This is a genomic window from Marinovum sedimenti (genome assembly GCF_054052205.1).
This window is the reverse complement of the sequence record NZ_JBSWBT010000003.1, coordinates 12,336-35,984: the sequence shown is the minus strand read 5'-3', so window position 1 is coordinate 35,984 and position 23,649 is coordinate 12,336. Positions and strand designations below refer to the sequence as shown.

Sequence of the window (23,649 nt, the reverse complement as noted above, 5' to 3'; positions counted from 1 at the left end):
GGGTCGCTGGGCCGCAAGGCAGCCAGCGCAGGGCGCACCGAAAAAGGGTGCGAGGCGTCAAAAAATCTGACGCCAGCGTAGCACGAAAAACCGCTTAGGTTGAAAATATTTCTGGACACCCTCCCTAAAGGCAGTGCAGCCGCCTCTCCGGGGGAGGGCGGCTGCGGTGCGTTTTGGGGCTGTGACCCTAGCGCTTGAGGTAGGATTCCAGCGTGTTGATCTCGCCCTTGCCGCCAAAGAACAGCGGCACCCGGTCATGTAGATGCGCCGGGGTCAGGTCGAGGATCTTGGTGTAACCGTTGCTGGCACAACCGCCGGATTTCTCCATCAGGAAGGCAATCGGGAAGGCCTCATAGGCCAGCCGCAGATAGCCTTCTTCATAGCCGGGGCGGCGGTCTGCGGGATAAAGGAACATGCCGCCCGAGCGCAGAACGCGGTGCACATCGCCCACCGCCGCCGCGATCCAGCGCATGTTGAATTCACGTCCGCGCGCGCCTTCGGGGCCGCGCAGCAGGTCTTCGGCGTAGTATTGCAGCGCCGGTTCCCAGCGTTTGATGTTGGAGGCGTTGAAGGCCACAACCGAGGTTTCCGGTGCAATCGCGATGTTGGTGTCATCGACGTAGAACTTTCCGTCCTGCGGGTTGAGCGAGGCAATCGCCACGCCGCCGCCGATGGAAAAGCCCATGTCGACCGAGTGACCGAACGAGACATAGCCCGCCGCAATCACATCGCGGCCTGAGCGCAGGAAGGTTTCGCCCGCCGGAAAGACGCAGAACAGCGCGCCGAGCGGTGCGCCGATGCCGATGCTGCCAGAGCCGTCAATCGGGTCCATCGCGACATCGTATTTGCCGTTGGGGTCGAGGGTGATCACCTGTTCGGATTCCTCCGACAGGATGCGCGCCACCGGCACATCGCGCAGCGCCTCGACAAGGTAGTCATGCGCCGCGATATCGAGCGCCTTTTGCTTATCGCCCGACTCGTTTACCCCAAGGATCGCTGTCGGATCGCCCGGCAGACGGCCCATCGCCAAACGCGCCGACAGCGGCAGGGCGGCGCGGGCGAAGGTCATGACGATCTCGGCCAGATTCTTTTTGGCGGCGTCGGTCCCGGCCTCCTCAGCGAGGAAGTGCTCCAATTCGGGCGCAGTAATGTCGCCGTCGCGGGCCAGTTTCAGCGGGGGCAGGGGCATATGGTACCTTTCGGAGATTCTAGGGGGCGTGGCGCTGGGATACTACAGCATGGCATCCATAACAAGTAAAAATAACATTATAACATTATTGACGTGATTTTTGGGATGTGGGATGTTGCGTCCAAGGAGATCCCGATGAAGCGTGACGTCAGACAACAAACCATCATCGACATGCTGGTGGCCGAGGGTGAGGTCGAGCTTGACGCCTTGGCGAGCCGCTTTGCGGTGTCGAAAATGACCATTCACCGCGATCTTGATGAGCTTGAGGGCGAAGGCCTGCTGCGCAAGATCCGCGGCGGGGCGACGATCCGCTCGGGGACGCAGTTCATCAGCGATTTTCGCCTGCGCGAGCGGCAGGATATGGCGGCCAAGGATGCGATGGCCGAGGCGGCGCTGGGGCTGATCGAGCCGGGGATGACGGTGATGATCAACGATGGCTCGATGGCCGCCGCGCTGGGGCGACGCTGCCCCGAAAAGCGGCCGCTGACGGTGATCTCGAACAACGCGGCGGTGCTTGAGGCGCTGCGCGATGAGGCGGGGATTACTCTGATTGCGACCGGCGGGGCCTATTCGGCCAAGTATAACGCCTGGCTGGGAAAAATCACCGAAGAGACGCTGACCGGGTTGCGCGCTGACATTGCCTTTATCTCCAGCCCGGCGGTGTCGGGGTTGGAGACCTTTCACATGGACGAGGGCGTGCTGCGCAGCAAGCTGGCGATGATGGCGGCGGCGGCGGCCTCGTGCCTGTTGGTGCATCACGCGCGCTTTGGGCAGGCGGCGTTGCATCGGCTTGCTGGGCTTGAGGAATTTGCCTGGATCATCACCGATCAAGCCCCCGACAGCGCCGCCTGTGCGACGTTGGATGCGGCGGGGGTGAGGCTGACTCTGCCTGCGGGGGCCGGGGCTGTTTAACATCGCAATTGTGACGCCGGGCCTGCACCGTTAGGGAGTGCGAAACGATGACAGGTGCCCCAAGATGACCCAAATTCCCAACAACACCCGCGCCGCGCAGGACTGTGCCTCGATGGCCGAACTGCGCGTTGAAATTGATGCGATTGACCGGCATCTGATTGCGGTTCTCACCCATCGCGCGGGCTATATCGACCGGGCGATTCCGCTCAAACAGGTCGAAGATCTGCCGGCGCGCACGGTGGACCGGGTGGCGGATGTGATCGCCAAGGTGCGGGCCGAGGCCGAGGCGCAAGGGCTTGACCCGGCACTGGCCGAAACGCTGTGGACGGAGCTTATCGAATGGTCGATCCGGCGCGAACAGCGGGTGCTTGGCTGATCCTTACGGCGTGCTCTGACATTGCGGTGTTTCGGGCGATACATAGCTGTTAAACGGAAGAAAACCGGAGAGGGCCCCCGATGAAACTTGTCGATTCACACTGTCATTTCTGGCAATTGGCGCGGGGCGATTATGGCTGGCTTGAGGGCGCGGGCGGCCCGCTTGACCCGATCCGGCGCGATTTCGGACCGAAGGATTACCCCGGATCCGCGCAGTTGGTTGCTGTGCAGGCCGCGCCGAGCCTGGCCGAGACCGAGTACCTCTTGGCGCTCGCCGCCGCGCATCCCGAGATTGCCGGGGTGGTTGGTTGGGTCGACCTGACCGATGCCGCTGCGCCAGACACGCTGCGCCGTCTTGCGGGCAATCCGGTGTTCAAGGGCGTTCGGCCGATGTTGCAGGACATCGACGACAGCAATTGGCTGGTTCACGCGCCCCGGCCCGAGGCCTTGGCGGCCCTGATCGACTGCGGTTTGCGGTTTGATGCGCTGGTGACAGAGCGGCATTTGCCGATGCTGCACCAGTTTGCGCGCGACCATTCAGAGCTGCCTTTGGTGATTGATCACGGGGCCAAGCCGCAGCCGGGCGCGCGCGCGGATTGGCACGCGGGCATGGCCGCGCTGGCGCGCCTGCCGCATGTGCATTGCAAGCTTTCGGGGCTTTTGAACGAGGTGTCCGACGAAGAGCGCGCCGATCCTCTGCCCGCGTTGCAGGCGATTTTTGAGCCATTGCTTGACGGGTTCGGGCCAGAGCGGCTGATGTGGGGCAGCGACTGGCCGGTGCTGACGCTGGCCGCGCCCTGGCAAGATTGGCGCAGTTTGACCGAGGCGCTGCTGGCCCCGCTGTCAGACAGCGACCGCGCCGCGATTTTGCACGGCACGGCGACCCGGTTTTACGGATTGGACACCTAGATCAAACCGCGCGGCTTTTACGGCCGGATCACGCCTTTCTTGAGGATGATATTGCCGTACAGCCGCGTTTCGCCGGTTTGGACAATCGCAAAAGCCGTCTTGGCGCGGTCATAAAACGCAAAGCGCTCAAGCTTGCCCAGCGGCGCGGGGTTGTCCGCTGTCTCATCGACGATGGTTTGAAACGCCGCGACGATGGGCGGCTGGGCGTTGGGATCTTCGACCACCTCCATCACCAAGGCGGGGTTGGGGACGTAGCTGTCGAGCGGCAGGACCGTCAGCACCGCTTGCAGAACCTCGGTGGCGCTAAGGCCGTCAAGCCGGTGACAGCGCTGCGCCAGCGCGGTGGCGGGAAAGTTGGCATCGGCAATCACGATTTCATCGCCGTGGCCCATCGCCGACAGGGTTTGCAAGAGATCGGGCGACAGGATGTGGGGGATGTTACGCAGCATGGGAGGCCTCTTGCGGGGTTGGGGCGTCTTGGCGGATCAGGCCCTCGGCTTTGAGATCAGACCAAAGGGCCGAGGGAATCGGGGTTTGGAAAATCTTGACGTTCTGGCGCACTTCATCCGGGGTGGAGGCGCCGGGGATCACCGATTTCACCGCCGGATGCCCCATCGGGAATTGCAGCGCCGCCGCGATCAGCGGAGTGTCATGCGCCGCGCAGACCGCGCTTAGATTGCGGACCCGTTGCAGGATGTGCTCGGGCGCAGGGGCATAGTCAAAGCGGGCGCCGTCAACTGCGCCGGTGGCGAGGATGCCAGAGTTGTAGGGTCCGCCAAGGATGATGCCGACATCGCGTTTGAGGCAGAGCGGCAGGAAGGTGTCGAGCGGTTCCTGTTCGAGCAGGGTATAGCGTCCGGCGAGCAGGAAGCCGTCAAAGTCGGCCTCGCCCAGCAGACGTTCGCAGATTTGCCAGGTGTTCACGCCCGCGCCGATGGCAGAAATTTTGCCAGCCTCGCGCAGCTCGCTCAGGGCGCGATAGCCGCCTTGGCTGAACAATTCGCGCAGCTTTTCGTCTTCGCCCGCTTGGCCGTGGGTGCCCGCATCGATGTCATGCAGAAACAGCATGTCGATCTGGTCACTTTCCAGCCGCGCAACGCTGTCGCCATAGCTGCGCATGATGCCGTCGTAGGTGAAATCGAACACGATACGTTTTTGCGGCACGTCGACAAAGGCTTCGGGGGTGACATCCTCGGGCGCGCAATCCTCTAGCACACGGCCCACCTTGGTGGAGAGCATCAGCGTATCGCGGTCAAACCGCGCGAGGGCCGGGGCGAATCGCATCTCGGAGCGGCCAAGGCCATATTGCGGGGCGGTATCAAAATACCTGATCCCGGCGTCCCATGCGGCATCCAGCGTGGCTTGTGCGTCGGCCTCTTCGATCTTGCGGTACAGGTTGCCCAGCGGTGCGCCCCCGAACCCGAGTTGCGACAGGTTGACCGGCGTTTTTGTGCGCTGGTTCAGCGGGTGGGTGGTGGTCAGTTTCATCGGGTCTCACTCTCGGTTTAGGCAATGATGCTTAGGCAGGGGCATTTAGGCAGAGGTATTGGGGCGGAAGTATTCGGGATATTGCAGCTCTAACGGTTCGATCCGTTGGATCAACTGACCCAGATGGCGCGACATGGCGGCCTTGGCCTCGGGGGCGTTCTGGCGCTTGATTGCGGCCAAGATCGCCTCGTGCTCGGTGATGGTTTCTTTGGGGCGGTCCGGCTCTGGCAGGATCAACATACGGGCGCGACGCAATTGCAGCGACATTTGCGCGGCGGCGGTGGCGACCTTGGGAAATCCGGTAAAGCCCAGCAAAAGGTCGTGAAATTCGAGATCGGCCTCAAAGAACCCCTGATCGTCGTGGTCCTCGACCAGCAGGCCCTGCAAGCGCAGGTTTCGGGTCAGCCGGGTCAGTTGATCTTCGCTGCGTTCGGTCGCGACCTTGCCCACGGCGGCGACCTCAATCGCCTCGCGCAGAAAGTTTTCTTCGCGCAGATCGGGGATGAAAAACCGCGAGACGCGGGTGGCCGATTGCGGCACGATATCAACAAGCCCGTCGGTCGACAGACGCCCCAGCGCCTCGGCCACGGGCGAGCGTGACACGCCCAACTGTTCGCACAGCGCGCCTTTGCGCAGAATCGTTCCCGGCGCGAGCGCCATCGACAGGATGTTGTCGCGCAAGGTTGTATAGACGCGCTGGCCCAGCGGTCCGTCCATCCCAACGATATCAAGCATAGGAGATCTGTCCGACATTGATTTTCCTTTCTACTGACATGTTAGTTGACAGGTGCGACAAGTCAAGCTAGGAGTGACGTTAAGGAATGACTGATCAATTCGCCAGAGGAACCTCTCGATGAGCCAAGCGCCCCGCATGATAACGCTGCATTCAACAGACAACGTTGTGATCGCCCTTGCCGATCTTGCGGCGGGCGAGGTGATCGAGCCCTCGGGCACCGCGACGCTTCAGTCGGTCAAGCAAGGCCACAAGATCGCGATCACCCCGATTGCCGCCGGGCAGAACGTCATTCGCTATGGCCAGACCATCGGGCAGGCGACCAAAGACATCGCGGCGGGCGAGCATGTGCATGTGCAAAACCTCGGGATGGGGGCGCACACGCAGGACTATGCCCATGCCAGTGAGGCCAAACCGCTGGCCCCGGCGACAGAGGAACGCACCTTTGATGGCTATCACCGGGCTGATGGCCGGGTCGGGACGCGCAATTACCTTGGCATTCTGACCTCGGTGAACTGCTCAGGCTCAGTGGCCAAGTTCATCGCGGAAGCGGCGGAAAAGTCGGGCCTGCTCGATGACTTCCCCAATATTGACGGCATCGTGCCCATCACCCACGGCACCGGCTGCGGCATGTCGGGCGAGAATGAGGGCTATGCCACGCTGTTTCGCACCCTGTCGGGCTATGCGCAGCACCCGAACTTTGGCGGCATCCTGCTGATCGGGCTGGGCTGTGAGGTTATGCAGGTTTCGGCGCTGGTTGATGGCCGTCCGATCCGGGCCGATGGCGCGCTGCGCTATATGACCATTCAAAACGAGGGCGGCACGCGCAAAACCATCGAAAAGGGTCTTGCGGAATTGCGCGGGATTGCCGAACTGGCCAACACCGCGACGCGCCAGCCTGCGCCGATTTCAGAGCTGATGTTGGGGATGCAATGTGGCGGGTCGGATGGCTATTCCGGCATCACCGCCAACCCGGCGCTTGGCGTGGCTTCGGATCTGCTGGTGCGCCACGGCGGCACCACGATCCTGTCGGAAACCTCGGAAATCTATGGCGCCGAACACCTTTTGACCCGCCGCGCGGCGTCGGTTGAGGTGGGTGAGAAGCTGATCGAGCGGGTGCGTTGGTGGGAGGATTACACCGCGCGCAACCACGGCGAAATGGACAACAACCCCAGCCCCGGCAACAAGCGCGGCGGGCTGACCACGATTTTGGAAAAGTCGCTGGGCGCTGTGGCGAAAAGCGGGTCTGCGCCGCTGACGGATGTCTATCTGTTTGGCGAAAAGATCGACAGCAAAGGCTTTGTCTTTATGGACAGCCCCGGCTTTGATCCCTGTTCGGTGACCGGGCAGATCGCCTCGGGGGCCAATCTGATCGTCTTTACCACCGGGCGCGGTTCGGTGTCGGGCTATATGCCGACGCCCTGCATCAAAGTGGCGACCAATTCCGAGATGTACCGGCGCATGGCCGATGACATGGACATCAACTGCGGTGACATCGTCAGCGAGGGGGTGAGCCTTGAGGCCAAGGGGGCCGACATGTTCGAGATGTTCATCGACGTCGCCTCGGGGAAGCAGACCAAAAGCGAAGAACTGGGCTTTGGCGGGGTGGAATTTGTGCCCTGGCAAATTGGCGCGGTGATGTGAGAATGGGAAACGACATGACAGCGACGAATAATGCCATGGCTGGCAAAACAATTTTGATCACGGCGGCGGGGCAGGGCATTGGGGCTGCCAGTGCGCGGGCCTGTGCCGCTGCGGGTGCGCGGGTGATTGCGACGGATTTGAACGGCGATCTTTTGGCGGCGCTCGACGGCGTGGCGGGCATTGAAACCCGCGTGCTCGATGTGACCGATGGCGCGGCGATCACCGCTTTGGCCGCCGATCTGCCGGATCTTGACGGGCTGTTCAACTGTGCGGGCGTTGTGCACCACGGCACTGTGGTCGAGCTGACCGATGCCGATTGGGACTTTGCCGTGAGCCTTAACGTGACCGCGATGATGCGGATGTGCCGGGCGTTCATTCCGGGCATGTTGCGCCAGATTGATAGCGCAGGCAGCGCCGCGATCCTTAATATGGCGTCGATGGCCTCGTCGGAGAAGGGCTTTCCCAACCGCGTGGCGTATGGCGCAACCAAGGCCGCTGTGATCGGGCTGACCAAGGCGATTGCCGCCGATTTCGTGGCGCAGAACCTGCGGTGTAACGCGCTGTGCCCCGGCACGGTTGACACGCCGTCGCTGCAAGGGCGGATCGCCTCGGCACCCGACCCGGTGCAGGCGGAAAAGGATTTCATCGCGCGCCAGCCGATGGGCCGCTTAGCCACGGTTGACGATTTGACGCCAACCGTTGTGCATCTGCTGTCGGATGGCAGCCGGTTCATGACAGGCCAGACCGTTCTGGTTGATGGTGGGGTCACTATTTAAGCGATCCGATTTGGTTTTGGGAGGGCCGGCAAGATGACATATCTGGTTGAGATGACGGGCATCGAGAAACGCTTTCCGGGCGTTCACGCGCTCAAGGGGGTTCAGTTCAATCTGCGTCCGGGCGAAGTGCATGCTCTGATGGGGGAAAACGGCGCGGGCAAGTCGACGCTGATGAAGATCATGTCGGGCATCTATCCGCGTGATGGCGGCGAGATGCTGGTGGATGGCAAAGCGGTTACACCAGACGGGCCGCGCGCGGCGCAGGATCTCGGCATCGGCATCATTCACCAGGAGCTGAGCCTGATGAATGACCTGACGGCGGCGCAGAACGTGCTGATCGGGCGCGAGCCTCGGCGCAGTTTTGGCCGGCTTGACGAGCCTGCGCTGAACAAAAAGACCGCCGAGATTTTCGCCTCGCTCAATCTGGCGATGGACCCGCGCACCCAGGTCAGCACCCAGACGATTGCGCGCCAGCAGTTGATCGAGATTGCCAAGGCGCTGTCGTATGATCCGCGCGTGTTGATCATGGACGAGCCGACAGCGGCGCTGAATGACGCCGAGATCAACGAGCTGTTCAAGGTGATCGAAAAGCTGAAGGCCGACGGGGTTGGCATCGTTTATATCAGCCACCGGATGGACGAAATCAAACGCATCGCCGACCGTGTGACCATCCTGCGCGATGGTGCCTATATTGATACGGTCGAGGCCGCCGACACGCCGCTGTCGCGGATCATCCAGTTGATGGTGGGGCGTGAGGTGACGCAGAGCGCGCCGATTATTCCCGACACCTCGCAGAACGAAGTCGCACTTGAGGTGCGCAATCTGTCGCGTGGCAAAGAGGTGCGCGACGTAAGCTTTGCGGTGCGCAAGGGCGAGATCCTCGGGTTTGCCGGGTTGATGGGCGCGGGCCGCACCGAGGTGGCGCGGATTGTCTTTGGTGCCGATCCGCGCGACGGCGGCGAGATTTTCGTGCATGGCCAGCCGGTGGACATTCGCACGCCGCACACCGCCGTCGAGGCCGGGATCGGCTATCTGTCAGAGGATCGCAAACACTTCGGTCTGGCGGTAGATATGACGGTGCGGGCCAATGTGCCGATGGCGCATATGGGCAAGTTTACCAATCAGTTCGGCGTGCTCGATGAAGCGGCGATGAAAGAGACGGCGGTCAAATATATCGACCAGCTTGGCATTCGCACACCGTCGGACAGTCAGGACGTGCGGCTGTTGTCAGGCGGCAATCAGCAGAAGGTGGTCATTGCCAAATGGCTGCTGCGCGACTGCGACGTGCTGATCTTTGACGAGCCGACACGCGGCATCGACATCGGCGCCAAGTCGGAAATCTATGCGCTGTTGGAGGATCTTGCAGCGCAGGGGCGGGCGATCATCGTGATTTCGTCTGAACTGCCCGAAGTCATGCGGCTTAGTCACCGCATCGCGGTGATGTGCGAAGGCAGATTGACCGGAATTCTGCCCGGCGGGGCAGACACCACCCAAGAACAAATCATGGAACTGGCCACGCAGCGTGACGCTGCGATTGTCGGCGCGGAGGACCAACAGTGACCACCACAACCACAAATCCACCCCGATCCCCCCTGTCTCGGATCATCGCCGCAGGGACACACCAGCGGGTGCTGGCATTCGCGAGCCTTGTCATCCTGTTGATCGGCTTTTCGATTGTCTCGCCGAACTTCATGCAGATGTCGAACATGATTGCGATTTTGCAGGCGACCTCGGTCAACGGGGTGCTCGCCATCGCGGTGACCTTGGTGATCATCACCGGCGGCATCGACCTGTCGGTCGGCACGATGATGACCTTTTGCGCGGTGATCACCGGCGTGGTGCTGACCTATGCCGGGATGCCGCTGGTGCTGGGTGTTGTTGCCGCCGTGCTGACTGGCGCGCTCTGCGGTGCCTGCTCGGGGACGTTCGTGGCGAAAATGGCGATCCCGCCGTTTATTGCGACGCTTGGCATGATGCTGATCCTCAAGGGCCTCAGCCTGGTGATCTCGGGCACGCGGCCGATCTATTTCAACGACACCCCCGGCTTTAGCGAGATTTCGCGCGGCTCTTTGATTGGCGATGTGATCCCGTCTTTGCCGATCCCGAACGGGGTGCTGATCCTGTTTATCGTCGCCGCTGTCACCGCTTATATCCTTAATCGCACCGTGCTGGGCCGCTATTGCTTTGCGCTTGGCAGCAACGAAGAGGCGGTGCGCCTGTCGGGTGTGAACACCGACCGTTGGAAAATCGCAATCTATGCGCTGGCCGGTTTCATCGTCGGCATTGCCGGGCTGCTGATTGCCTCGCGTCTGAACTCGGCGCAGCCCGCGCTTGGCCTTGGCTATGAGCTTGAGGCGATTGCGGCGGTGGTCATTGGCGGCACCTCGTTGTCCGGTGGGCGCGGCTCGATCCTGGGTTCGCTGATCGGGGCGCTGATTATGGCGGTGCTGACCAACGGGCTGCGCGTGCTGTCGGTGGCGCAGGAATGGCAGACGGTTGTGACCGGCGCGATTATCATTCTGGCGGTTTATGCCGACATGATGCGGCGCAAAAAGTCCAACTGATCCACAAATTTACCACGACCCCTGATCGGCAAACGGTCAGGGCCAACAACAAATGAGGAGGAACTACTATGTTGTCACGTCGCGTTCTTATTGGCGCTCTTAGCGCATCGCTCGCCCTGGGGTCGGCCTCTGCCGTCGCCGCGCAAGACGAAATCTATATCCCGCTGGTCTCCAAAGGCTTCCAGCACCAGTTCTGGCAGGCGGTGAAATCCGGTGCCGATCAAGCGGCCGAAGAGTTCGGTGTGCGCATCACCTTCGAAGGCCCCGACAACGAAACCATGGTTGACCGTCAGATCGACATGCTTTCGGCGGCGCTGGCCAACAAACCGGGTGCCATCGGCTTTGCCGCGCTTGACAGCCAAGCCGCGATCCCGCTGCTGCGTCAGGCGAGCGAAGCCGGCATTCCGGTTATCGCGTTTGACAGCGGTGTCGACAGCGACATCCCGAAAGCCACAGCGACAACCGATAACGTCGCCGCTGCTGCGCTGGCCGCCGACAAGATGGCGGAATTCCTCGGTGGCGCTGGCAAGGTTGCCGTTGTTGCGCACGACCAGACCAGCCGCACCGGCATTGACCGTCGCGATGGTTTCCTCAACCGGATCGAAGCTGAATACCCTGACATCGAAGTTGTCAGCGTTCAGTACGGCGCCGGTGACCAGCTGCAATCCACCGAGGTGGCCAAGGCAATCCTGACCGCCAACCCCGATCTGAACGGCATGTTCGGCACCAACGAAGGCTCGGCCATTGGCATCGTCAACGCGGTGCGCGAAATGGGCACGGAAGGCGTGACCATTATCGGCTATGACTCGGGCAAGGCGCAGACTGACGCGATCCGCGAAGGCCTGATGGCCGGTGCGATCACCCAGAACCCGGTTGGCATCGGCTATGAAACCGTCAAAGCCGCGATTGCTGCGATGAACGGCGAAGAGCTGCCGGCGATCATCGACACCGGTTTCTACTACTACGACCAGTCCAACATCGACGACGCTGAAATTCAGGCCGTCCTGTACGATTGATCATACCACCGTCGCAGCCCGCCCTCCCTCGGGCTGCGACACTCTTTTACTTCTGAACTCTGAGGACCCTGATGAAACTATTGCGCTATGGCCCGAAGGGGCAGGAAAAGCCCGGCTGTCTTGATGACGAGGGGCGCGTTCGCGATCTTTCCGAGCATGTCACCGATGTTGCGGGCGATGATTTGCTGCCCGATGTGATTGCCCGCCTCAAGGGGCTCGATGTGACCACGCTGCCGCTGGTTGAGGGCACCCCGCAAGAGGATCTGCGGCTTGGTCCTTGCGTTGGGCGCACCGGTAAATTTGTCTGCATCGGTCTGAACTATGCCGACCACGCAGCGGAAAGCGGCCTTGAAGTGCCGCCAGAGCCGGTGATTTTCAACAAATGGACCTCGGCCATCGTTGGCCCCAACGATGATGTCCTCATCCCGCGTGGGTCGAAAAAGACCGACTGGGAGGTCGAGCTTGGCATCGTGATCGGCAAAGGCGGTTCGTATATCGAAGAAGCCAATGCGCTTGATCACATCGCGGGGTTCTGCGTGATCAACGATGTGTCGGAGCGTGAATATCAGATCGAGCGCGCCGGAACATGGGACAAAGGCAAAGGCTGTGACACCTTCGGCCCGACCGGCCCTTGGCTGGTAACCCCCGACGAAGTTGGCGACTACGACGCGCTGGGGATGTGGCTTGAGGTGGACGGCAAGCGCCACCAGAACGGCTCGACCGCGACGATGGTGTATAAGGTGCCGCACCTGATCGCCTATTGCTCGCAGTTCATGAGCCTGCAGCCGGGTGACGTTATCTCGACCGGGACACCTCCGGGTGTTGGCATGGGCCTGAAGCCGCAGACTTATCTGGCCGGGGGCGAAACCATGCGCCTTGGCATCGATGGGCTGGGCGTGCAGACGCAGAAGGTTCGCAAGGCGAGCTGATCGTGGCGTTTTGAGATTTGCAAAGGCCCCCGGTGCGGGGCCTTTGTGCGTTTGGGCGCGCTAGGGTCAGGACTCGTTCTCGTTTCATAGCCAGAACATGACGGTTGCGGCGAGGGCGATGGCGGAGAGGAAGACTTTCGGGCATCGGTCGTAGCGTGTGGCAATCCTGCGCCAGTCCTTCAGGCGCCCGAACATGATCTCGATCCTGTTGCGGCGTTTGTAGCGGCGCTTGTCGTATTTGACGGGCTTGGCGCGGGACTTCCGGCCAGGGATGCAGGGCTTTATCTCCTTGTCTTTCAACGCTTCCCTGAACCAGTCGGCGTCATAGCCCCGGTCGGCCAGAAGCCATTGTGCCGATGGCAGGCTGCCAAGAAGGGCCGCAGCGCCGGTGTAGTCGCTGACCTGGCCCGCGGTCATGAAAAACCGGATCGGTCGTCCCTCGGCATCGGTGACGGCATGCAGCTTGGTGTTCATGCCGCCTTTGGTTCGGCCGATCGCGCGCCCCCGCTGGTCGTCGGGCCCCCCTTTTTCGACCGCAGACTGCTCGCCGTGCGGTGCGCCTTCAGATAGGTCGCGTCGATCATCACCGTCTTTGGAACCGCTGCCTCCGACGCAAGGCCGTGCATCATCCTCGCGAAAATGCCCTTGTCGCTCCATCGTTTCCAGCGGTTATAGAGCGTTTTGGCCGGGCCGTATTCCGCGGGCGCGTCGCACCAGCGCAAGCCATTGCGATTGATGAATATTATTCCACTCAGAACACGCCGGTCATCCACCCGCGGCTTGCCATGGCTCTTGGGAAAAAACGGCCGAAGCCGGTCCATCTGCGCGTCCGTTAGCCAGAAAAGGTTGCTCATCATCACCCCCGTCAGTTTGGGAGCTTGAATCACGCTGCCGACGTAGCCTCAAGCAGATCAATGGGTCCTGAGCCTAGCCGGTGGCGCCAAGCGGGATCGGGCGCTGTTCCTCGATCGCTTCCATCGCGAAATATGAGGTGACGGCCTCAAGTTCGATATTCTCGATCAGGCGTTTATACACCTCGTCATAGCCGCCCATATCCGTCACCACGATCTTTAACAGATAGTCGTACTCGCCGCCGATGCGGAAGAAGTCGATGACTTCGGGGATGGCCGAGACGTGCCGGCGAAACAGCCGCAGCCATTCGGCCGAGTGATGCCGGGTCTTGATCAACGAGAACACCACAAAGCCACCGCCCAGCTTTTCGCGATTGATGACAACCGTGCGGTTGCGGATCGCGCCCGAGGATTCCAGCGCTTTCAGCCTGCGCCAACAGGCGTTTTGCGACAGTCCAACCTTCTCGGCCAGCGCGCGTTGCGATTGGGCAGAGTCGCGCTGAAGCTCTTCCAGAATGCGACAGTCAAATGAATCTAATTTTAGGGCCATTCTTCGATCATATGACACAAAAAGAGCAAAACAACAGCGACAAAATGTGAAGAATTTGCCGAAATATGCGGCAAATTGAGCGGGTCAATCAAGAGGGCCCCATGACACCACTCGAGACGTTCAAAACCACGCTGACCGGGGCGACCGCCAGCGCCGCAGACATTCCCGAACAGGTCCGCAAAGGGCTTATCGGTGAGGCGGTGCAGATTGAGGGGCCGTATGGCGCCCGGCCGCTGATCTATGCGGATTACGTGGCCTCGGGCCGGGCCTTGGCGCAGGTCGAGGATTTCATTCGCGATCACGTGCTGCCCTACTACGCCAACACCCACACCCAAGCGTCGTTTTGCGGCGAATACATGTCGAAGCTGCGCGAAGCGGCGCGGGCCGAGATTGCCCGGATCACTGGCGCGGGTGCTGGCATGAGCGTGGTGTTCACCGGGGCGGGTTCGACCGCGGGGATCAACCGGATTGTCGGCTTGCTCGACCTTGCGGCGATGGTGCGGAATGGGCAGCGGGTGGTGGTGCTGACCGGGCCGTATGAGCATCACTCCAACATCCTGCCGTGGCGCGAAACCGGGGCCGAGGTGATCGAGATTGCCGAAGCGCCGGGCGGTGGCGTTGATATGGCAGATCTGGCCGCGCGACTGGCCGAGGCGCAGGGCGCGGCGCGCATCATCGGCACATTTTCTGCGGCCTCGAACGTGACGGGCATTCTGACCGACAGCGATGCGGTAACGCGGATGTTGCGCGCGCATGGAGCGCTGGCGATCTGGGATTACGGCTGTGCCGGGCCGTATTGCGCGATGCAGATGCAGGCAGGCACCGAGGCGCAGAAAGATGCCATCGTGTTTTCCAGCCACAAGTTCCCCGGCGGACCCGGTGCCAGCGGCGTGGCCATCATCCGCGATGCGATTGCACAGCGCATGACGCCCACGCTGCCCGGTGGCGGCACGGTCAGTTTCGTGTCGCCCTGGGGGCATGTCTATTCCGGCAAGCTGGCGGCGCGTGAAGAGGGCGGCACGCCGAATGTGATCGGCGATATCCGCGCCGCGCTGGCGATGCTGGTGAAAGAGGCGCTGGGGCAGAGCTGGCTTGACCAACGCCAAGCTGCGCTGCGCGGCCGTGCGCTCAAGGTTTGGCGGCAAAATGACCGGATCGAGCTGTTGGGTGAACCGGGGGCCGAGGCGCTGCCGATCTTTTCCTTCCGGGTGCGTGACGGGCAGGGCGGGCTGTTGCACCACCAGTTTTTCACCCGGCTGCTCAGCGATTTTACCGGCGTACAAGCGCGCGGCGGCTGTGCCTGTGCGGGGCCGTATGGCCACCGGCTGCTGGGGCTGGGGCGTGCGGAGTCGGACACTACGATTGCGGCGCTCGAGCGTGGCGAAGAAACCGCCAAGCCCGGCTGGGTGCGGCTTAACCTTTCGGCCCTTATGAGCGATGAGAAGGCTGATTTGGTGATCGAGGCGGTGGACAATCTGGCCCGGATCGCCCCACAATACGTTAACGATTATACGGTCGACACCGGCAACGCCCGGTTTAACGCGCGACCTAACGCATTGCACAACCAAAAGGATTCGCTCGTCTCATGACCCTTTCCCGGAGCAGCCCAATCGCATATTCGGGCTTTCGGAGTTTGTTCGCCGCGCAGGTCTTCTCGCTGTTGGCGATCGGGCTAATGACGGTGGCGATGTCGCTCGCCGCCTATCGCATCGGAGGCACGGCGGCGGCTGGGCAGATCCTTGGCTTTTTGCTCGCGGTCAAGATGGTGGCCTATGTTGGCATCGCGCCGCTGGCCGAGGCGCTGTTTGCCGGCAAGCCGCGCAAGCGGGTGATGATCGGGCTGGATATCGCGCGGATGTTGCTGCTGCTGCCGATGGCCTTTGCCAGCGAAACCTGGCAGATCGCGGCGCTGGCGCTGGTGTTTTTCGCGGTGTCATCGGGGTTTACGCCGCTGTTTCAATCGGTGATCCCGGACATTCTGCCCAACGAAAAGGTCTATAGCCGGGCGCTGGTCTGGTCGCGGATCGCCTATACGCTGGAGTCAGTTTTGTCGCCGGTCATTGCGGCGATGGTGCTGCAATTGGTGGCGGCACAGTTCCTGTTCTGGATCGCGGCGCTGGCCTTTATCGGCTCGCTCGCGGCGCTTTTGCTGACGCGGTTTCCGCCCGATACCGCGGGTGGCGGCAAAGGCCCGTTCTGGCACCGCGCCCTGCGGGGATTGCATATTTATCGCAAGACACCGCGCCTGCGGGGGCTGTTTCTGCTGAACTTTGCGCTGTCGCTCAGCATGGCTTGGGTGCTGGTCAACTCGGTGGTTCTGGCCGGTGCGCGGCTGGGCGATGCCGAGCGGTATTTCCCGATGCTGATGGCGTTTTACGGCACCGGGGCCGCCGTTGGCGCGGTGATTGTGCCGCGTCTGATCGAGGGATTTGGCGAGCGTCGGGTGATGCTGGCGGGGGCGCTGCTGCATGCGGTTGTGGGCCTTGGGATCGCGCTGCCGCTGGGCCTGCCGGGCTATATGGCGCTTTGGGTTGGCTTTGGTTTGTCGGCGTCATTGGTGCTCACTCCCGGCGGTTTGGTGATCGCCCGTTCGGCGCGTGCGGCGGACCGCCCGGCGGTGTTTGCGGCACAATTCTCGCTGTCGCATGCGGGCTGGCTGGTGGCCTATCCTTTGGCGGGCCAACTGGCGGCGCGGGTCGGGCTGGAGCCCGCAATGCTCGGCCTGTCGGTGCTGACGGTGGTTGTTACGTTCATCGGCGCGCGGGTCTGGCCCGCCACCGATCCTGTGTTGCGCGCACATGAACATCCCGAGCTTGCCGAGGGCCATCCGCATCTGCAAGAGGCCCCTGCCGACGGGCCACGCCATCGGCACATCCATGATTTCCACATTGATGAGTTGCATCCGCATTGGTCGATGAGCCAACCCGCCGGACCACGCACCTCACCCGTTACTGACCAATAGGACCGACCCCATGACGCATGACTCCGCTTCCCCCATCGACGGCCAAGGCCTTGCGGCGCTTGAGGCGCAACTGGCTGAAGAGATGCGCTTTTTGTGCCAGCCCGGCAAAAGCTGGGTGCCCGCGCGCGACGGCATCAGCGACGTGGTGATCATTGGTGGCGGCATGTGTGGCATGGTGGCCTGGACGGCGCTGACCACTGGCGGCATCGAAAATATCCGTGTGCTCGACCGCAGCCCCGAGGGCCGCGAAGGCCCTTGGCTGACCTATGCGCGGATGGAGACTTTGCGCTCGCCTAAAGAGCTGACCGGGCCGGCCTATGGCCATGGGTCGTTGACGTTTCAGGCCTGGTATCGCGCGCAGCATGGGGCGGCGAAATGGGAGGCGCTGGGTAAAATCCCGCGTCCGATGTGGATGGAATACCTGCAATGGTATCGCCGGGCGATGAATATTCCGATTGAAAACGGGGTGTCGGTGGACCGGGTCGAGCCTGAGGGCGATCTGTTGCGGCTGCATCTGTCGGGGGCGGCGGAGGCGTCGATCCTGACGCGCAAGCTGGTGTTTGCGACCGGGCGCGATGGCACCGGGCAGCCGAACATTCCGGGGTTTGTCGCCGATCTGGACCGGGCATATTGGGCGCACAGCGCCGATGACATCGATTTTGACCGGCTCAAGGGCAAGCGGGTTGCGGTGGTGGGGGTTGGTGCCTCTGCCGTCGACAATGCCGCCGAGGCGCTCGAGCATGGGGCCGCCGAGGTGCGCCACCTGATCCGCCGCAAGGAAATGCCGACGGTGAACAAGATGATGGGCATCGGCTCGTTCGGTTTCACCGCCGGTTACGCCAGCTTGCCCGACGAATGGCGCTGGCGGTTCATGCAGTATTCCTTTGCCACCCAAACGCCGCCGCCGCATGGCTCGACCAAGCGGGTGAGCCGCCATCCCAACGCCTATTTCCATTTCGGAAAGGCGGTGGAAACCACGGTCGAGCGCAACGGAGCGGTGCAGGTGGGCTTTGCCGATGGCAGCGCGTATGAGGCGGATTTCGTCATTCTTGGCACCGGCTTTTCCATTGACCCGATGTCACGCACCGAGTTTGGCGAGGCGGCAGGCGACATCCTGTTGTGGCAGGACGTGTACACCCCGCCCGCCGAAGAAGCCTCGCGCGATCTGGGCAGTTTTCCCTACCTTAACAGTGACTTCACCTTCCGCGAAAAGGCGCCGGGGCAGGCACCTTGGCTGGCGAATGTTTATTGTTTCAACTTTGGCGCAGCGGCCAGCCTCGGCAAGGTCAGCGGCGACATTCCGGGCATCTCGGAAGGGGCCGGATGGATGGCGCGCGAAGTGGCGGCCAAGCTTTATGCCGAGGATGTGACGCTGCATTGGCAGGCGATGCAGGACTACGACAAACCCGAATTGGACGGCAGCGAATGGTCCCCGTCCGAGCTGGTGATCGAAGATAAGAAAGGGAAAGTGGCCTGATGGTTTTGCAAACGACCGCTTTGGAGAGTGCCGATCTGGCCGAGGATAGCGCGACCGCCGCCGCCGTCGCGGGCCGTGCGAATATTTTCGAGATGACGCAGGCGGCTGAGGGCGCGGTGCTGCGCCCCGCCGATGTGGGCCGGTGGAGCCATGCCTTGCGCGCCGCGCTTGCCGCGCGGATTGCGACGCAGGACAGTGAGGCGGAATTGGCCGCGGGCTATGCCGATGCAGCGGGCGATTTCGCGGCGCTTTGCGACCTAGCAGAGACCGGCGCGGCTTTGGGCTTGGCCGAGGTGGTTGCGTTTATGGACAAGGTTGCCGCCGACACCCGCAACGTGGCGGCCGCTGATATTGCCGGGCTGCAAGCGGCGGGTGTGGCGGATGCCGACATCGTGCGGCTCTGCGAGCTTAACGCGTTTCTGGCTTATCAGGTCCGGGTGATCGCCGGATTGCGTCTGATGAAAGGGGCCGAGGCATGAGCAAGGTTATCACCAAGTTCACCCGCAATGTGCCGCATTGGCAGCCGCGTGTGACGCCGGTTGATCTGCAGCAGGCCACCGAGGAACAGCTTGAGGCGCTTCAGGTGACGCCGTCGAACACCAAGGTTTCGGAGTATGTGCTGACGCTGGCACATGATGTTGAGAGCCTGAAGGTGCGTTCGCCGCTGTTCAACGCGATCATGTATGACAAGGGCGGGATGAGCCGGGCGGAGCGCGAGCTTGGCGCGCTTGGGGCCTCGATGGTCAATCACTGCATCTATTGCGCCGCCGTGCACGCCATGCGCCACGCGCAGATCGAGAAATCGACCGAGGTGACGGACAAGCTGTTTCGTGATGGGGCCAAGGCCGAATTGAGCGCACGCGACCGGGCGATCTTTGACTTTGCGGTGGCGCTGTCGGCCTGTCCGTCCGAGGCGGGGCCCGCGCATATGGCGGCGTTGAAAGACGCCGGGCTGGACGAGGCCGAAATCCTCGATCTGATCCTTTCTGCAGCGCTGTTTGGTTGGGCAAACCGCCTAATGCATGTGCTTGGCGACCCGGTAAGGCTTGCAGAATTGGCGGAGTAACGGCTAAATTCCTGTATGGCGGATGATATTCCGTTATTACGATGTGTGACAACCAGAGGCTGATGGGCCTGAAAGGATGACAGTGGGACAGACGGTAGGATTGGCGGGCGCGGGATCGATTGCGTTTGGAACGGCGGCGGTTTTGGGAGAGGCGGGGCATGATCCAATGCTGTGGTCGCCCTCTGGCAAGGGAACGCAAGACCTTGTCAAGACTGCTAAACTGACAGCCACCGGCGCGCTGGAAACCACGCTGACCCCGCGCATTGCCGACAGCGCCGAGAGGCTGGCGCGCGACAATGACGTGTTGATCCTCGCGCTGCCGGGCTATGGCCACAAGTCGGTGCTTGATGCGCTGGCGCCGCATATCGAGGCGCGCCATCAGGTGATCATTTCCTCGCATGCCTCGCTTGGCGCGGTGTACCTTGCCCAGCTTTTGGCGGCGCGCGGCCTGTCGGTGCCGGTCACCGCATGGGGCACCACGATTTGCACCGGGCGGCGGCAGTCGGGCACCTTGGTCAAGGTGAACACCGTGCGCAGCAAGGTCGATCTTTGCACCGTGCCGCAAGAGCGTTCCGACGAGGCGCTGGCGCTGTGCCGCACGCTGTTTGGCGACCGGTTCCAGCCGCGTGACGGGCTGTTGGCGATCTCGCTGTCGAACCTCAATCCGCAAAACCACATGGGCATCGCGCTTGGCAACATCACCCGGATGGAGCGCGGCGAAGAGTGGTCGCAGGGGCAGAATGTGACGCCAACGGTGGGCCGTCTGTTGGAGGAACTCGACCTTGAGCGGCTGGCGATTGCCCGCGCGCTTGGGCTTGAGGTGAAGACGATCTTTGAACATTTCCACCTGTCGTTTCATGTGCCCGTTGCCTCGATTTCCGAGATGAACCAGCAGATGCATGCGCAGGGCAATGGCGGCACCGGGCCGGCCACCGCCGACAGCCGTTATGTGACCGAGGATGTGCCGTACGGGCTGGTGCTGACGGCTGCGCTTGGCCGGCTGACCGGCCAAACCGCGAAGCTGCACGAGGCGGGTATTCAGATCTTTTCCGCCATGTACGGCTGTGACTTTGAGGCCGAGAACGAGATCCTGCACGCGCTTGATCTTGGCCGCTACGATCTTGATGACCTCAAGCGCGCGGCCCAAACCGGGGTGCTCGCGCAGCCCGCCGAGGCCGTGTGATTTTCGATAACGAGTGCCAATAAACACAAAACTTCCAACAAGGAGACTCCCCATGTCGAAACTCATTTTCAACCGCCGCCGTTTTCTCGGCACCGCTGCTGCCACCGGCGCTGTGCTCGCCTCTCCGGCCTATCTGCGCAGCAGCGCGGCGCAGACCGGCGGTGAGGTCAACATCTGGACCTATAACGATTTTGTCCCAGAGGCGTTCAAGAAACAGTTCGAGGCCGACACCGGCATCAAGGTCAACGTGCGCCTGGTCGATGACCAAGGCAAACAGTTCAACCTGCTGGCCGCCGAACAGCCCAACCCCACCGTCGACATCATGACCGTTGCGGGCCACCGCTTCCTTCAGTTCATCGAGAATGACCTGCTGGCGCCGCTCGACACCGGCCGTCTGTCGAACTGGAACAAGATCAATCCGACCTTCTCGGAAAGCGATTGGTCGACGATCAATGGCCACAAATGGGGCGCGCCGATCCTGTCGGGGATGGAGGTGCTGTCGTACAACACCGACTATGTGAGCGAAGAAGAAGCGCTGACGTGGGACACGCTGTTCAGCGAGAAATACAAGGGTCAGACCGCCTATATCATTCAGGACATGATGTCGATCGTGATGCTGATGAAGGGCTATGACGGCAATATGGTCGAATATATGGACGACCCGGAAAAGGCCGCGCAAATCGTTGAGGAAGCCAAGAACTTCCTGATCGAGAACAAGCCGCTGGTGCGCAAGTACTATGACGGTGGTGCCGAGTTCCAGCAGATGATGGTGAACCAAGACATCATGCTGGGCCACTCGTGGAACGGCCCGGCGGCGGCGCTGATCAACGATGGTTTCCCGCTCGCGATGACCATCCCGCGCGAAGGTTCTTACGGCTTTGTCTACACCTACAACATCGCCAACAACGCGCCCAATGCGGACAACGCTTATACCTTCCTTGATGCGATCCTGGCGTCGCCGGAAATTGGCGCGGCGATGACCAAGGCGTCTGGCTTTATCTCGACCTACAAAGACGCGACGCAGTACCTGAGCGATCTTGAGAAGAAGTCGACGTCGTTCCCGGAGGAGCAGCTGGCCAACCTGCAATTCTTCCGCGCCGAGGCGAACGATCTGAAGTACGGCCTGGTTGATCCGGCTGTCGAAGCCATCAAAGCCGCCTGATCCCTCACGCGACAACCGGTCCTGTCCCGCCCAAGGCGCGGGGCAGGCGCCGCGACACTCGAAAGATCCCCGCATGACACAAGACGCATCCGCGCAGCGAGACAGGCGAGCTATGACCAATGAGACCACTGACCGGACCTTTTGGGGACGGCTTGCCGCCTGGGGGCCGTACCACGCGCTGATGCGGCTGGCGACGGCCACGCCCCGCCGGCAATTTATTATCCTCGCCGCGTTTCCGATCCTGTGGATCCTGACGCAGCACCTGGGCCCGATGTTGCAGATGTTTGTTGTGTCGCTGACCGATGCCTATCCGGTTGCGCCGGGGACCCCGCAGCATTTCACCCTCGACAATTACGCCCGCTTTTTCGGGGATAGCATCTTTTGGATGCCGTTTTTCCGCACCCTTGCCTTTGCCGGGGTCTTTACCTTTTGCACGCTGGTTCTGACCTATCCGGTGGCCTATTTCCTCGCCCGGCACGTCAGCCGCCAGAACCAGATGCTGTTTCTGTTGCTGCTTCTGATCCCGTTCTGGGTGGGTGAGATTGTGCGCACCTATGCCATCATGATCCTTCTGGGTAACACCGGCGCGGTCAACCTGTTGCTGAAGTTCCTGGGCCTGATCGACCGGCCCATCCCCTTTATGTACACCAGCTTTTCGATGGGCATCGGTATTGTCTATCTCACCGCGCTGTACATGCTGTTGCCGCTGTATTCGGCGCTGGAAAAGCTGCCCAAAAGCATGAACGAAGCCGCCGCTGACCTTGGTGCCGGGGCCTGGACCCGGTTTCGCCGGGTGTCGCTGCCGATGACGATCGAAGGCATCTCGTCGGGCTGTACGCTGGTGTTCCTGATTTCGACCGGGTTCTACGCCACGCCAGTCCTGCTTGGCGGGCCATCGACCACCGTGTTTGCCGAGACCATCGCCGGGTTCTTCCACGTTGCGGGCGATGAATGGCCCACCGGCGCGGCCTTTGCCACCATCATGTTTGCCGCCGCTCTGATCATCACCGCCACCTTCCAAAAGCTGATGAACGCGCTCCGCAAGGGAGAATCCAAATGAACGACCGTCCCGAGATGTTTCGCGGCAATCGCATTTTCCTCAGCTGCATGTACTGGGGCTTCGTGCTCTATGTGTTTGTCCCGCTGATCCTGATGATCGTGATGGGGTTCAAGGACTCCAAGTTCATCGGCTTCCCGATCCGGTCCTGGACGTTGGATTGGTACATCGGGGTGTTTTCCGACACCGAAGTTCTGTCGACCTTTGGCTATTCGCTGGCCATCGCGGTGATGTCGACGGTGATTTCCGTCATCATCGGCACCTGGATCGCGGTGCTGCTCAGCGGCAGCAAATTCATGGGCCGCCCGGTGATGTTCGGGCTGACCGTTCTGCCGGCGCTGGTGCCGGGGATCATCTCGGCCATCGCCTTTCGCATCTACGCCCGCTGGCTTGGGATCGAGCCGGGGATGGGCGCAATCGTCTGGAGCCACGCTGTGCACAACGTGCCCTTTGTGGCGCTGGTGGTGATGGCGCGGCTGTCGACCCTGCCGAAAAGCCAGATCGAGGCCGCGCGCGACCTTGGGGCCGATCCGCTGATTGCCTTTGCCCGCATCACGCTGCCTTACCTCGTGCCTGCCATCCTTGGCGCGTCGATCTTTTGCCTGCTGCTGTCGTTTGACGATTTTGTGCGCTCGTTCTTCCTTGGGGGATATGAGCCGACGCTGCCGGTGCTGATTTTTGCCAAACTTCGTTCCGGCATGAGCCCGGAAATCAACGCTATCGCGACCGTTGCGCTGATCCTGACCGCTGCCATTGGCATCTGGGCAGAGCGCTTTACCCGCCGCATGAACAAGGACTCCTGAGCC

The 23,649-nt window shown here is 61.8% G+C and carries 24 protein-coding genes; 18 read left to right on the top strand and 6 right to left on the bottom strand.

Annotated features, from left to right (window positions below; genetic code table 11):
- Nucleotides 1–187: 187 nt before the first annotated feature.
- On the bottom strand, nt 188–1,189 hold the full coding sequence (locus ACW9UO_RS18635) for a class 1 fructose-bisphosphatase (RefSeq protein WP_457088991.1): 1,002 nt from the start codon (nt 1,187–1,189) through the stop codon (nt 188–190).
- A 135-nt stretch (nt 1,190–1,324) separates the two neighbouring features.
- On the opposite strand from ACW9UO_RS18635, the gene ACW9UO_RS18630 reads away from it, so the two are divergent.
- From ACW9UO_RS18630 to ACW9UO_RS18620, 3 genes are all read left to right on the top strand, one after another.
- A complete protein-coding gene (locus ACW9UO_RS18630) occupies nt 1,325–2,101 on the top strand; it encodes a DeoR/GlpR family DNA-binding transcription regulator (RefSeq protein ID WP_457088990.1) in 777 nt (258 codons plus the stop codon).
- 64 nt (nt 2,102–2,165) lie between these two features.
- Nucleotides 2,166–2,477 (top strand): chorismate mutase, encoded by a 312-nt coding sequence (locus ACW9UO_RS18625; protein ID WP_457088989.1) that lies wholly within the window; start codon nt 2,166–2,168, stop codon nt 2,475–2,477.
- Nucleotides 2,478–2,557: 80 nt separating this feature from the next.
- A complete protein-coding gene (locus ACW9UO_RS18620; RefSeq protein WP_457088988.1) occupies nt 2,558–3,385 on the top strand; it encodes an amidohydrolase family protein in 828 nt (275 codons plus the stop codon).
- Nucleotides 3,386–3,402: 17 nt separating this feature from the next.
- Here ACW9UO_RS18620 and ACW9UO_RS18615 read toward each other — a convergent pair whose 3' ends face one another.
- Genes ACW9UO_RS18615 through ACW9UO_RS18605 form a run of 3 tightly spaced genes read right to left on the bottom strand, consistent with a single transcriptional unit; the run spans nt 3,403 to nt 5,626 of the window.
- Nucleotides 3,403–3,834 (bottom strand): RbsD/FucU family protein, encoded by a 432-nt coding sequence (locus ACW9UO_RS18615; RefSeq protein ID WP_457088987.1) that lies wholly within the window; start codon nt 3,832–3,834, stop codon nt 3,403–3,405.
- Complete coding sequence (locus ACW9UO_RS18610) at nt 3,824–4,873, bottom strand: aldo/keto reductase (RefSeq protein ID WP_457088986.1); 1,050 nt, start codon at nt 4,871–4,873, stop codon at nt 3,824–3,826. Before ACW9UO_RS18610 ends, ACW9UO_RS18615 begins: the two co-directional genes overlap by 11 nt.
- A gap of 45 nt (nt 4,874–4,918) precedes the next feature.
- On the bottom strand, nt 4,919–5,626 hold the full coding sequence (locus ACW9UO_RS18605) for a GntR family transcriptional regulator (protein WP_457088985.1): 708 nt from the start codon (nt 5,624–5,626) through the stop codon (nt 4,919–4,921).
- A gap of 100 nt (nt 5,627–5,726) precedes the next feature.
- On the opposite strand from ACW9UO_RS18605, the gene ACW9UO_RS18600 reads away from it, so the two are divergent.
- The 6 genes from ACW9UO_RS18600 to ACW9UO_RS18575 all read left to right on the top strand — a co-directional run bounded on the left by ACW9UO_RS18600 (nt 5,727) and on the right by ACW9UO_RS18575 (nt 12,535).
- Nucleotides 5,727–7,250 carry a UxaA family hydrolase gene (locus ACW9UO_RS18600; protein ID WP_457088984.1) on the top strand — a complete coding sequence of 508 codons (1,524 nt, stop codon included), beginning with the start codon at nt 5,727–5,729 and terminating at the stop codon, nt 7,248–7,250.
- Between the two features lie 35 nt (nt 7,251–7,285).
- Nucleotides 7,286–8,026 (top strand): SDR family oxidoreductase, encoded by a 741-nt coding sequence (locus ACW9UO_RS18595; RefSeq protein ID WP_457088983.1) that lies wholly within the window; start codon nt 7,286–7,288, stop codon nt 8,024–8,026.
- Between the two features lie 33 nt (nt 8,027–8,059).
- Nucleotides 8,060–9,586, top strand: a complete 1,527-nt coding sequence (locus tag ACW9UO_RS18590) for a sugar ABC transporter ATP-binding protein (RefSeq protein ID WP_457088982.1) — start codon at nt 8,060–8,062, stop codon at nt 9,584–9,586.
- The gene (locus ACW9UO_RS18585; RefSeq protein WP_457088981.1) at nt 9,583–10,590 is read left to right on the top strand and encodes an ABC transporter permease; all 1,008 of its coding nucleotides are present in this window, start codon (nt 9,583–9,585) and stop codon (nt 10,588–10,590) included. Before ACW9UO_RS18590 ends, ACW9UO_RS18585 begins: the two co-directional genes overlap by 4 nt.
- Before the next feature lie 68 nt (nt 10,591–10,658).
- The gene (locus ACW9UO_RS18580; protein WP_457088980.1) at nt 10,659–11,606 is read left to right on the top strand and encodes an ABC transporter substrate-binding protein; all 948 of its coding nucleotides are present in this window, start codon (nt 10,659–10,661) and stop codon (nt 11,604–11,606) included.
- 71 nt (nt 11,607–11,677) lie between these two features.
- Complete coding sequence (locus ACW9UO_RS18575; RefSeq protein WP_457088979.1) at nt 11,678–12,535, top strand: fumarylacetoacetate hydrolase family protein; 858 nt, start codon at nt 11,678–11,680, stop codon at nt 12,533–12,535.
- An 84-nt stretch (nt 12,536–12,619) separates the two neighbouring features.
- On the opposite strand, the gene ACW9UO_RS18570 is transcribed toward ACW9UO_RS18575, so the two are convergent.
- Together ACW9UO_RS18570 and ACW9UO_RS18565 are read right to left on the bottom strand one after the other, a co-directional pair.
- Nucleotides 12,620–13,389, bottom strand: a protein-coding gene (locus ACW9UO_RS18570; RefSeq protein ID WP_457088577.1) for an IS5 family transposase whose coding sequence is annotated in 2 segments (ribosomal slippage) — nt 12,620–13,053 and nt 13,053–13,389 — 771 coding nt in all. Because the reading frame shifts where the segments join, the coding sequence is not laid out codon by codon here.
- A gap of 73 nt (nt 13,390–13,462) precedes the next feature.
- Nucleotides 13,463–13,936 carry an Lrp/AsnC family transcriptional regulator gene (locus ACW9UO_RS18565; RefSeq protein WP_457088978.1) on the bottom strand — a complete coding sequence of 158 codons (474 nt, stop codon included), beginning with the start codon at nt 13,934–13,936 and terminating at the stop codon, nt 13,463–13,465.
- Between the two features lie 101 nt (nt 13,937–14,037).
- On the opposite strand from ACW9UO_RS18565, the gene ACW9UO_RS18560 reads away from it, so the two are divergent.
- The 9 genes from ACW9UO_RS18560 to ACW9UO_RS18520 all read left to right on the top strand — a co-directional run bounded on the left by ACW9UO_RS18560 (nt 14,038) and on the right by ACW9UO_RS18520 (nt 23,646).
- Nucleotides 14,038–15,525 carry an aminotransferase class V-fold PLP-dependent enzyme gene (locus ACW9UO_RS18560; RefSeq protein ID WP_457088977.1) on the top strand — a complete coding sequence of 496 codons (1,488 nt, stop codon included), beginning with the start codon at nt 14,038–14,040 and terminating at the stop codon, nt 15,523–15,525.
- A complete protein-coding gene (locus ACW9UO_RS18555) occupies nt 15,522–16,898 on the top strand; it encodes an MFS transporter (protein WP_457088976.1) in 1,377 nt (458 codons plus the stop codon). Before ACW9UO_RS18560 ends, ACW9UO_RS18555 begins: the two co-directional genes overlap by 4 nt.
- 10 nt (nt 16,899–16,908) lie before the next feature.
- On the top strand, nt 16,909–18,375 hold the full coding sequence (locus ACW9UO_RS18550; RefSeq protein WP_457088975.1) for an NAD(P)-binding domain-containing protein: 1,467 nt from the start codon (nt 16,909–16,911) through the stop codon (nt 18,373–18,375).
- Nucleotides 18,375–18,854 carry a hypothetical protein gene (locus ACW9UO_RS18545; RefSeq protein WP_457088974.1) on the top strand — a complete coding sequence of 160 codons (480 nt, stop codon included), beginning with the start codon at nt 18,375–18,377 and terminating at the stop codon, nt 18,852–18,854. Before ACW9UO_RS18550 ends, ACW9UO_RS18545 begins: the two co-directional genes overlap by 1 nt.
- Nucleotides 18,851–19,441, top strand: a complete 591-nt coding sequence (locus ACW9UO_RS18540; protein ID WP_457088973.1) for a peroxidase-related enzyme — start codon at nt 18,851–18,853, stop codon at nt 19,439–19,441. Before ACW9UO_RS18545 ends, ACW9UO_RS18540 begins: the two co-directional genes overlap by 4 nt.
- A gap of 76 nt (nt 19,442–19,517) precedes the next feature.
- Nucleotides 19,518–20,624, top strand: coding sequence for an NAD/NADP octopine/nopaline dehydrogenase family protein (locus tag ACW9UO_RS18535; protein ID WP_457088972.1), 1,107 nt, complete (start codon nt 19,518–19,520; stop codon nt 20,622–20,624).
- Between the two features lie 52 nt (nt 20,625–20,676).
- The gene (locus ACW9UO_RS18530) at nt 20,677–21,786 is read left to right on the top strand and encodes an ABC transporter substrate-binding protein (protein WP_457088971.1); all 1,110 of its coding nucleotides are present in this window, start codon (nt 20,677–20,679) and stop codon (nt 21,784–21,786) included.
- 73 nt (nt 21,787–21,859) lie between these two features.
- Nucleotides 21,860–22,846 carry an ABC transporter permease gene (locus ACW9UO_RS18525; RefSeq protein WP_457088970.1) on the top strand — a complete coding sequence of 329 codons (987 nt, stop codon included), beginning with the start codon at nt 21,860–21,862 and terminating at the stop codon, nt 22,844–22,846.
- A 14-nt stretch (nt 22,847–22,860) separates the two neighbouring features.
- Entirely contained in the window at nt 22,861–23,646 is a 786-nt protein-coding gene (locus ACW9UO_RS18520) for an ABC transporter permease (RefSeq protein WP_457089016.1), read from the top strand.
- Nucleotides 23,647–23,649: the final 3 nt, after the last annotated feature.

Coding starts and splice junctions, on each gene's coding strand:
- ACW9UO_RS18540 (WP_457088973.1), top strand. CDS start 18,851: ATGAGCAAGGTTATCACCAAGTTCACCCGCAATGTGCCGCATTGGCAG.
- ACW9UO_RS18615 (WP_457088987.1), bottom strand. CDS start 3,834: ATGCTGCGTAACATCCCCCACATCCTGTCGCCCGATCTCTTGCAAACC.
- ACW9UO_RS18620 (WP_457088988.1), top strand. CDS start 2,558: ATGAAACTTGTCGATTCACACTGTCATTTCTGGCAATTGGCGCGGGGC.
- ACW9UO_RS18630 (WP_457088990.1), top strand. CDS start 1,325: ATGAAGCGTGACGTCAGACAACAAACCATCATCGACATGCTGGTGGCC.
- ACW9UO_RS18580 (WP_457088980.1), top strand. CDS start 10,659: ATGTTGTCACGTCGCGTTCTTATTGGCGCTCTTAGCGCATCGCTCGCC.
- ACW9UO_RS18530 (WP_457088971.1), top strand. CDS start 20,677: ATGTCGAAACTCATTTTCAACCGCCGCCGTTTTCTCGGCACCGCTGCT.
- ACW9UO_RS18520 (WP_457089016.1), top strand. CDS start 22,861: ATGTTTCGCGGCAATCGCATTTTCCTCAGCTGCATGTACTGGGGCTTC.
- ACW9UO_RS18555 (WP_457088976.1), top strand. CDS start 15,522: ATGACCCTTTCCCGGAGCAGCCCAATCGCATATTCGGGCTTTCGGAGT.
- ACW9UO_RS18625 (WP_457088989.1), top strand. CDS start 2,166: ATGACCCAAATTCCCAACAACACCCGCGCCGCGCAGGACTGTGCCTCG.
- ACW9UO_RS18525 (WP_457088970.1), top strand. CDS start 21,860: ATGACACAAGACGCATCCGCGCAGCGAGACAGGCGAGCTATGACCAAT.
- ACW9UO_RS18575 (WP_457088979.1), top strand. CDS start 11,678: ATGAAACTATTGCGCTATGGCCCGAAGGGGCAGGAAAAGCCCGGCTGT.
- ACW9UO_RS18600 (WP_457088984.1), top strand. CDS start 5,727: ATGAGCCAAGCGCCCCGCATGATAACGCTGCATTCAACAGACAACGTT.
- ACW9UO_RS18560 (WP_457088977.1), top strand. CDS start 14,038: ATGACACCACTCGAGACGTTCAAAACCACGCTGACCGGGGCGACCGCC.
- ACW9UO_RS18590 (WP_457088982.1), top strand. CDS start 8,060: ATGACATATCTGGTTGAGATGACGGGCATCGAGAAACGCTTTCCGGGC.
- ACW9UO_RS18635 (WP_457088991.1), bottom strand. CDS start 1,189: ATGCCCCTGCCCCCGCTGAAACTGGCCCGCGACGGCGACATTACTGCG.
- ACW9UO_RS18610 (WP_457088986.1), bottom strand. CDS start 4,873: ATGAAACTGACCACCACCCACCCGCTGAACCAGCGCACAAAAACGCCG.
- ACW9UO_RS18595 (WP_457088983.1), top strand. CDS start 7,286: ATGGCTGGCAAAACAATTTTGATCACGGCGGCGGGGCAGGGCATTGGG.
- ACW9UO_RS18545 (WP_457088974.1), top strand. CDS start 18,375: ATGGTTTTGCAAACGACCGCTTTGGAGAGTGCCGATCTGGCCGAGGAT.
- ACW9UO_RS18535 (WP_457088972.1), top strand. CDS start 19,518: ATGACAGTGGGACAGACGGTAGGATTGGCGGGCGCGGGATCGATTGCG.
- ACW9UO_RS18605 (WP_457088985.1), bottom strand. CDS start 5,626: ATGTCGGACAGATCTCCTATGCTTGATATCGTTGGGATGGACGGACCG.
- ACW9UO_RS18550 (WP_457088975.1), top strand. CDS start 16,909: ATGACGCATGACTCCGCTTCCCCCATCGACGGCCAAGGCCTTGCGGCG.
- ACW9UO_RS18565 (WP_457088978.1), bottom strand. CDS start 13,936: ATGGCCCTAAAATTAGATTCATTTGACTGTCGCATTCTGGAAGAGCTT.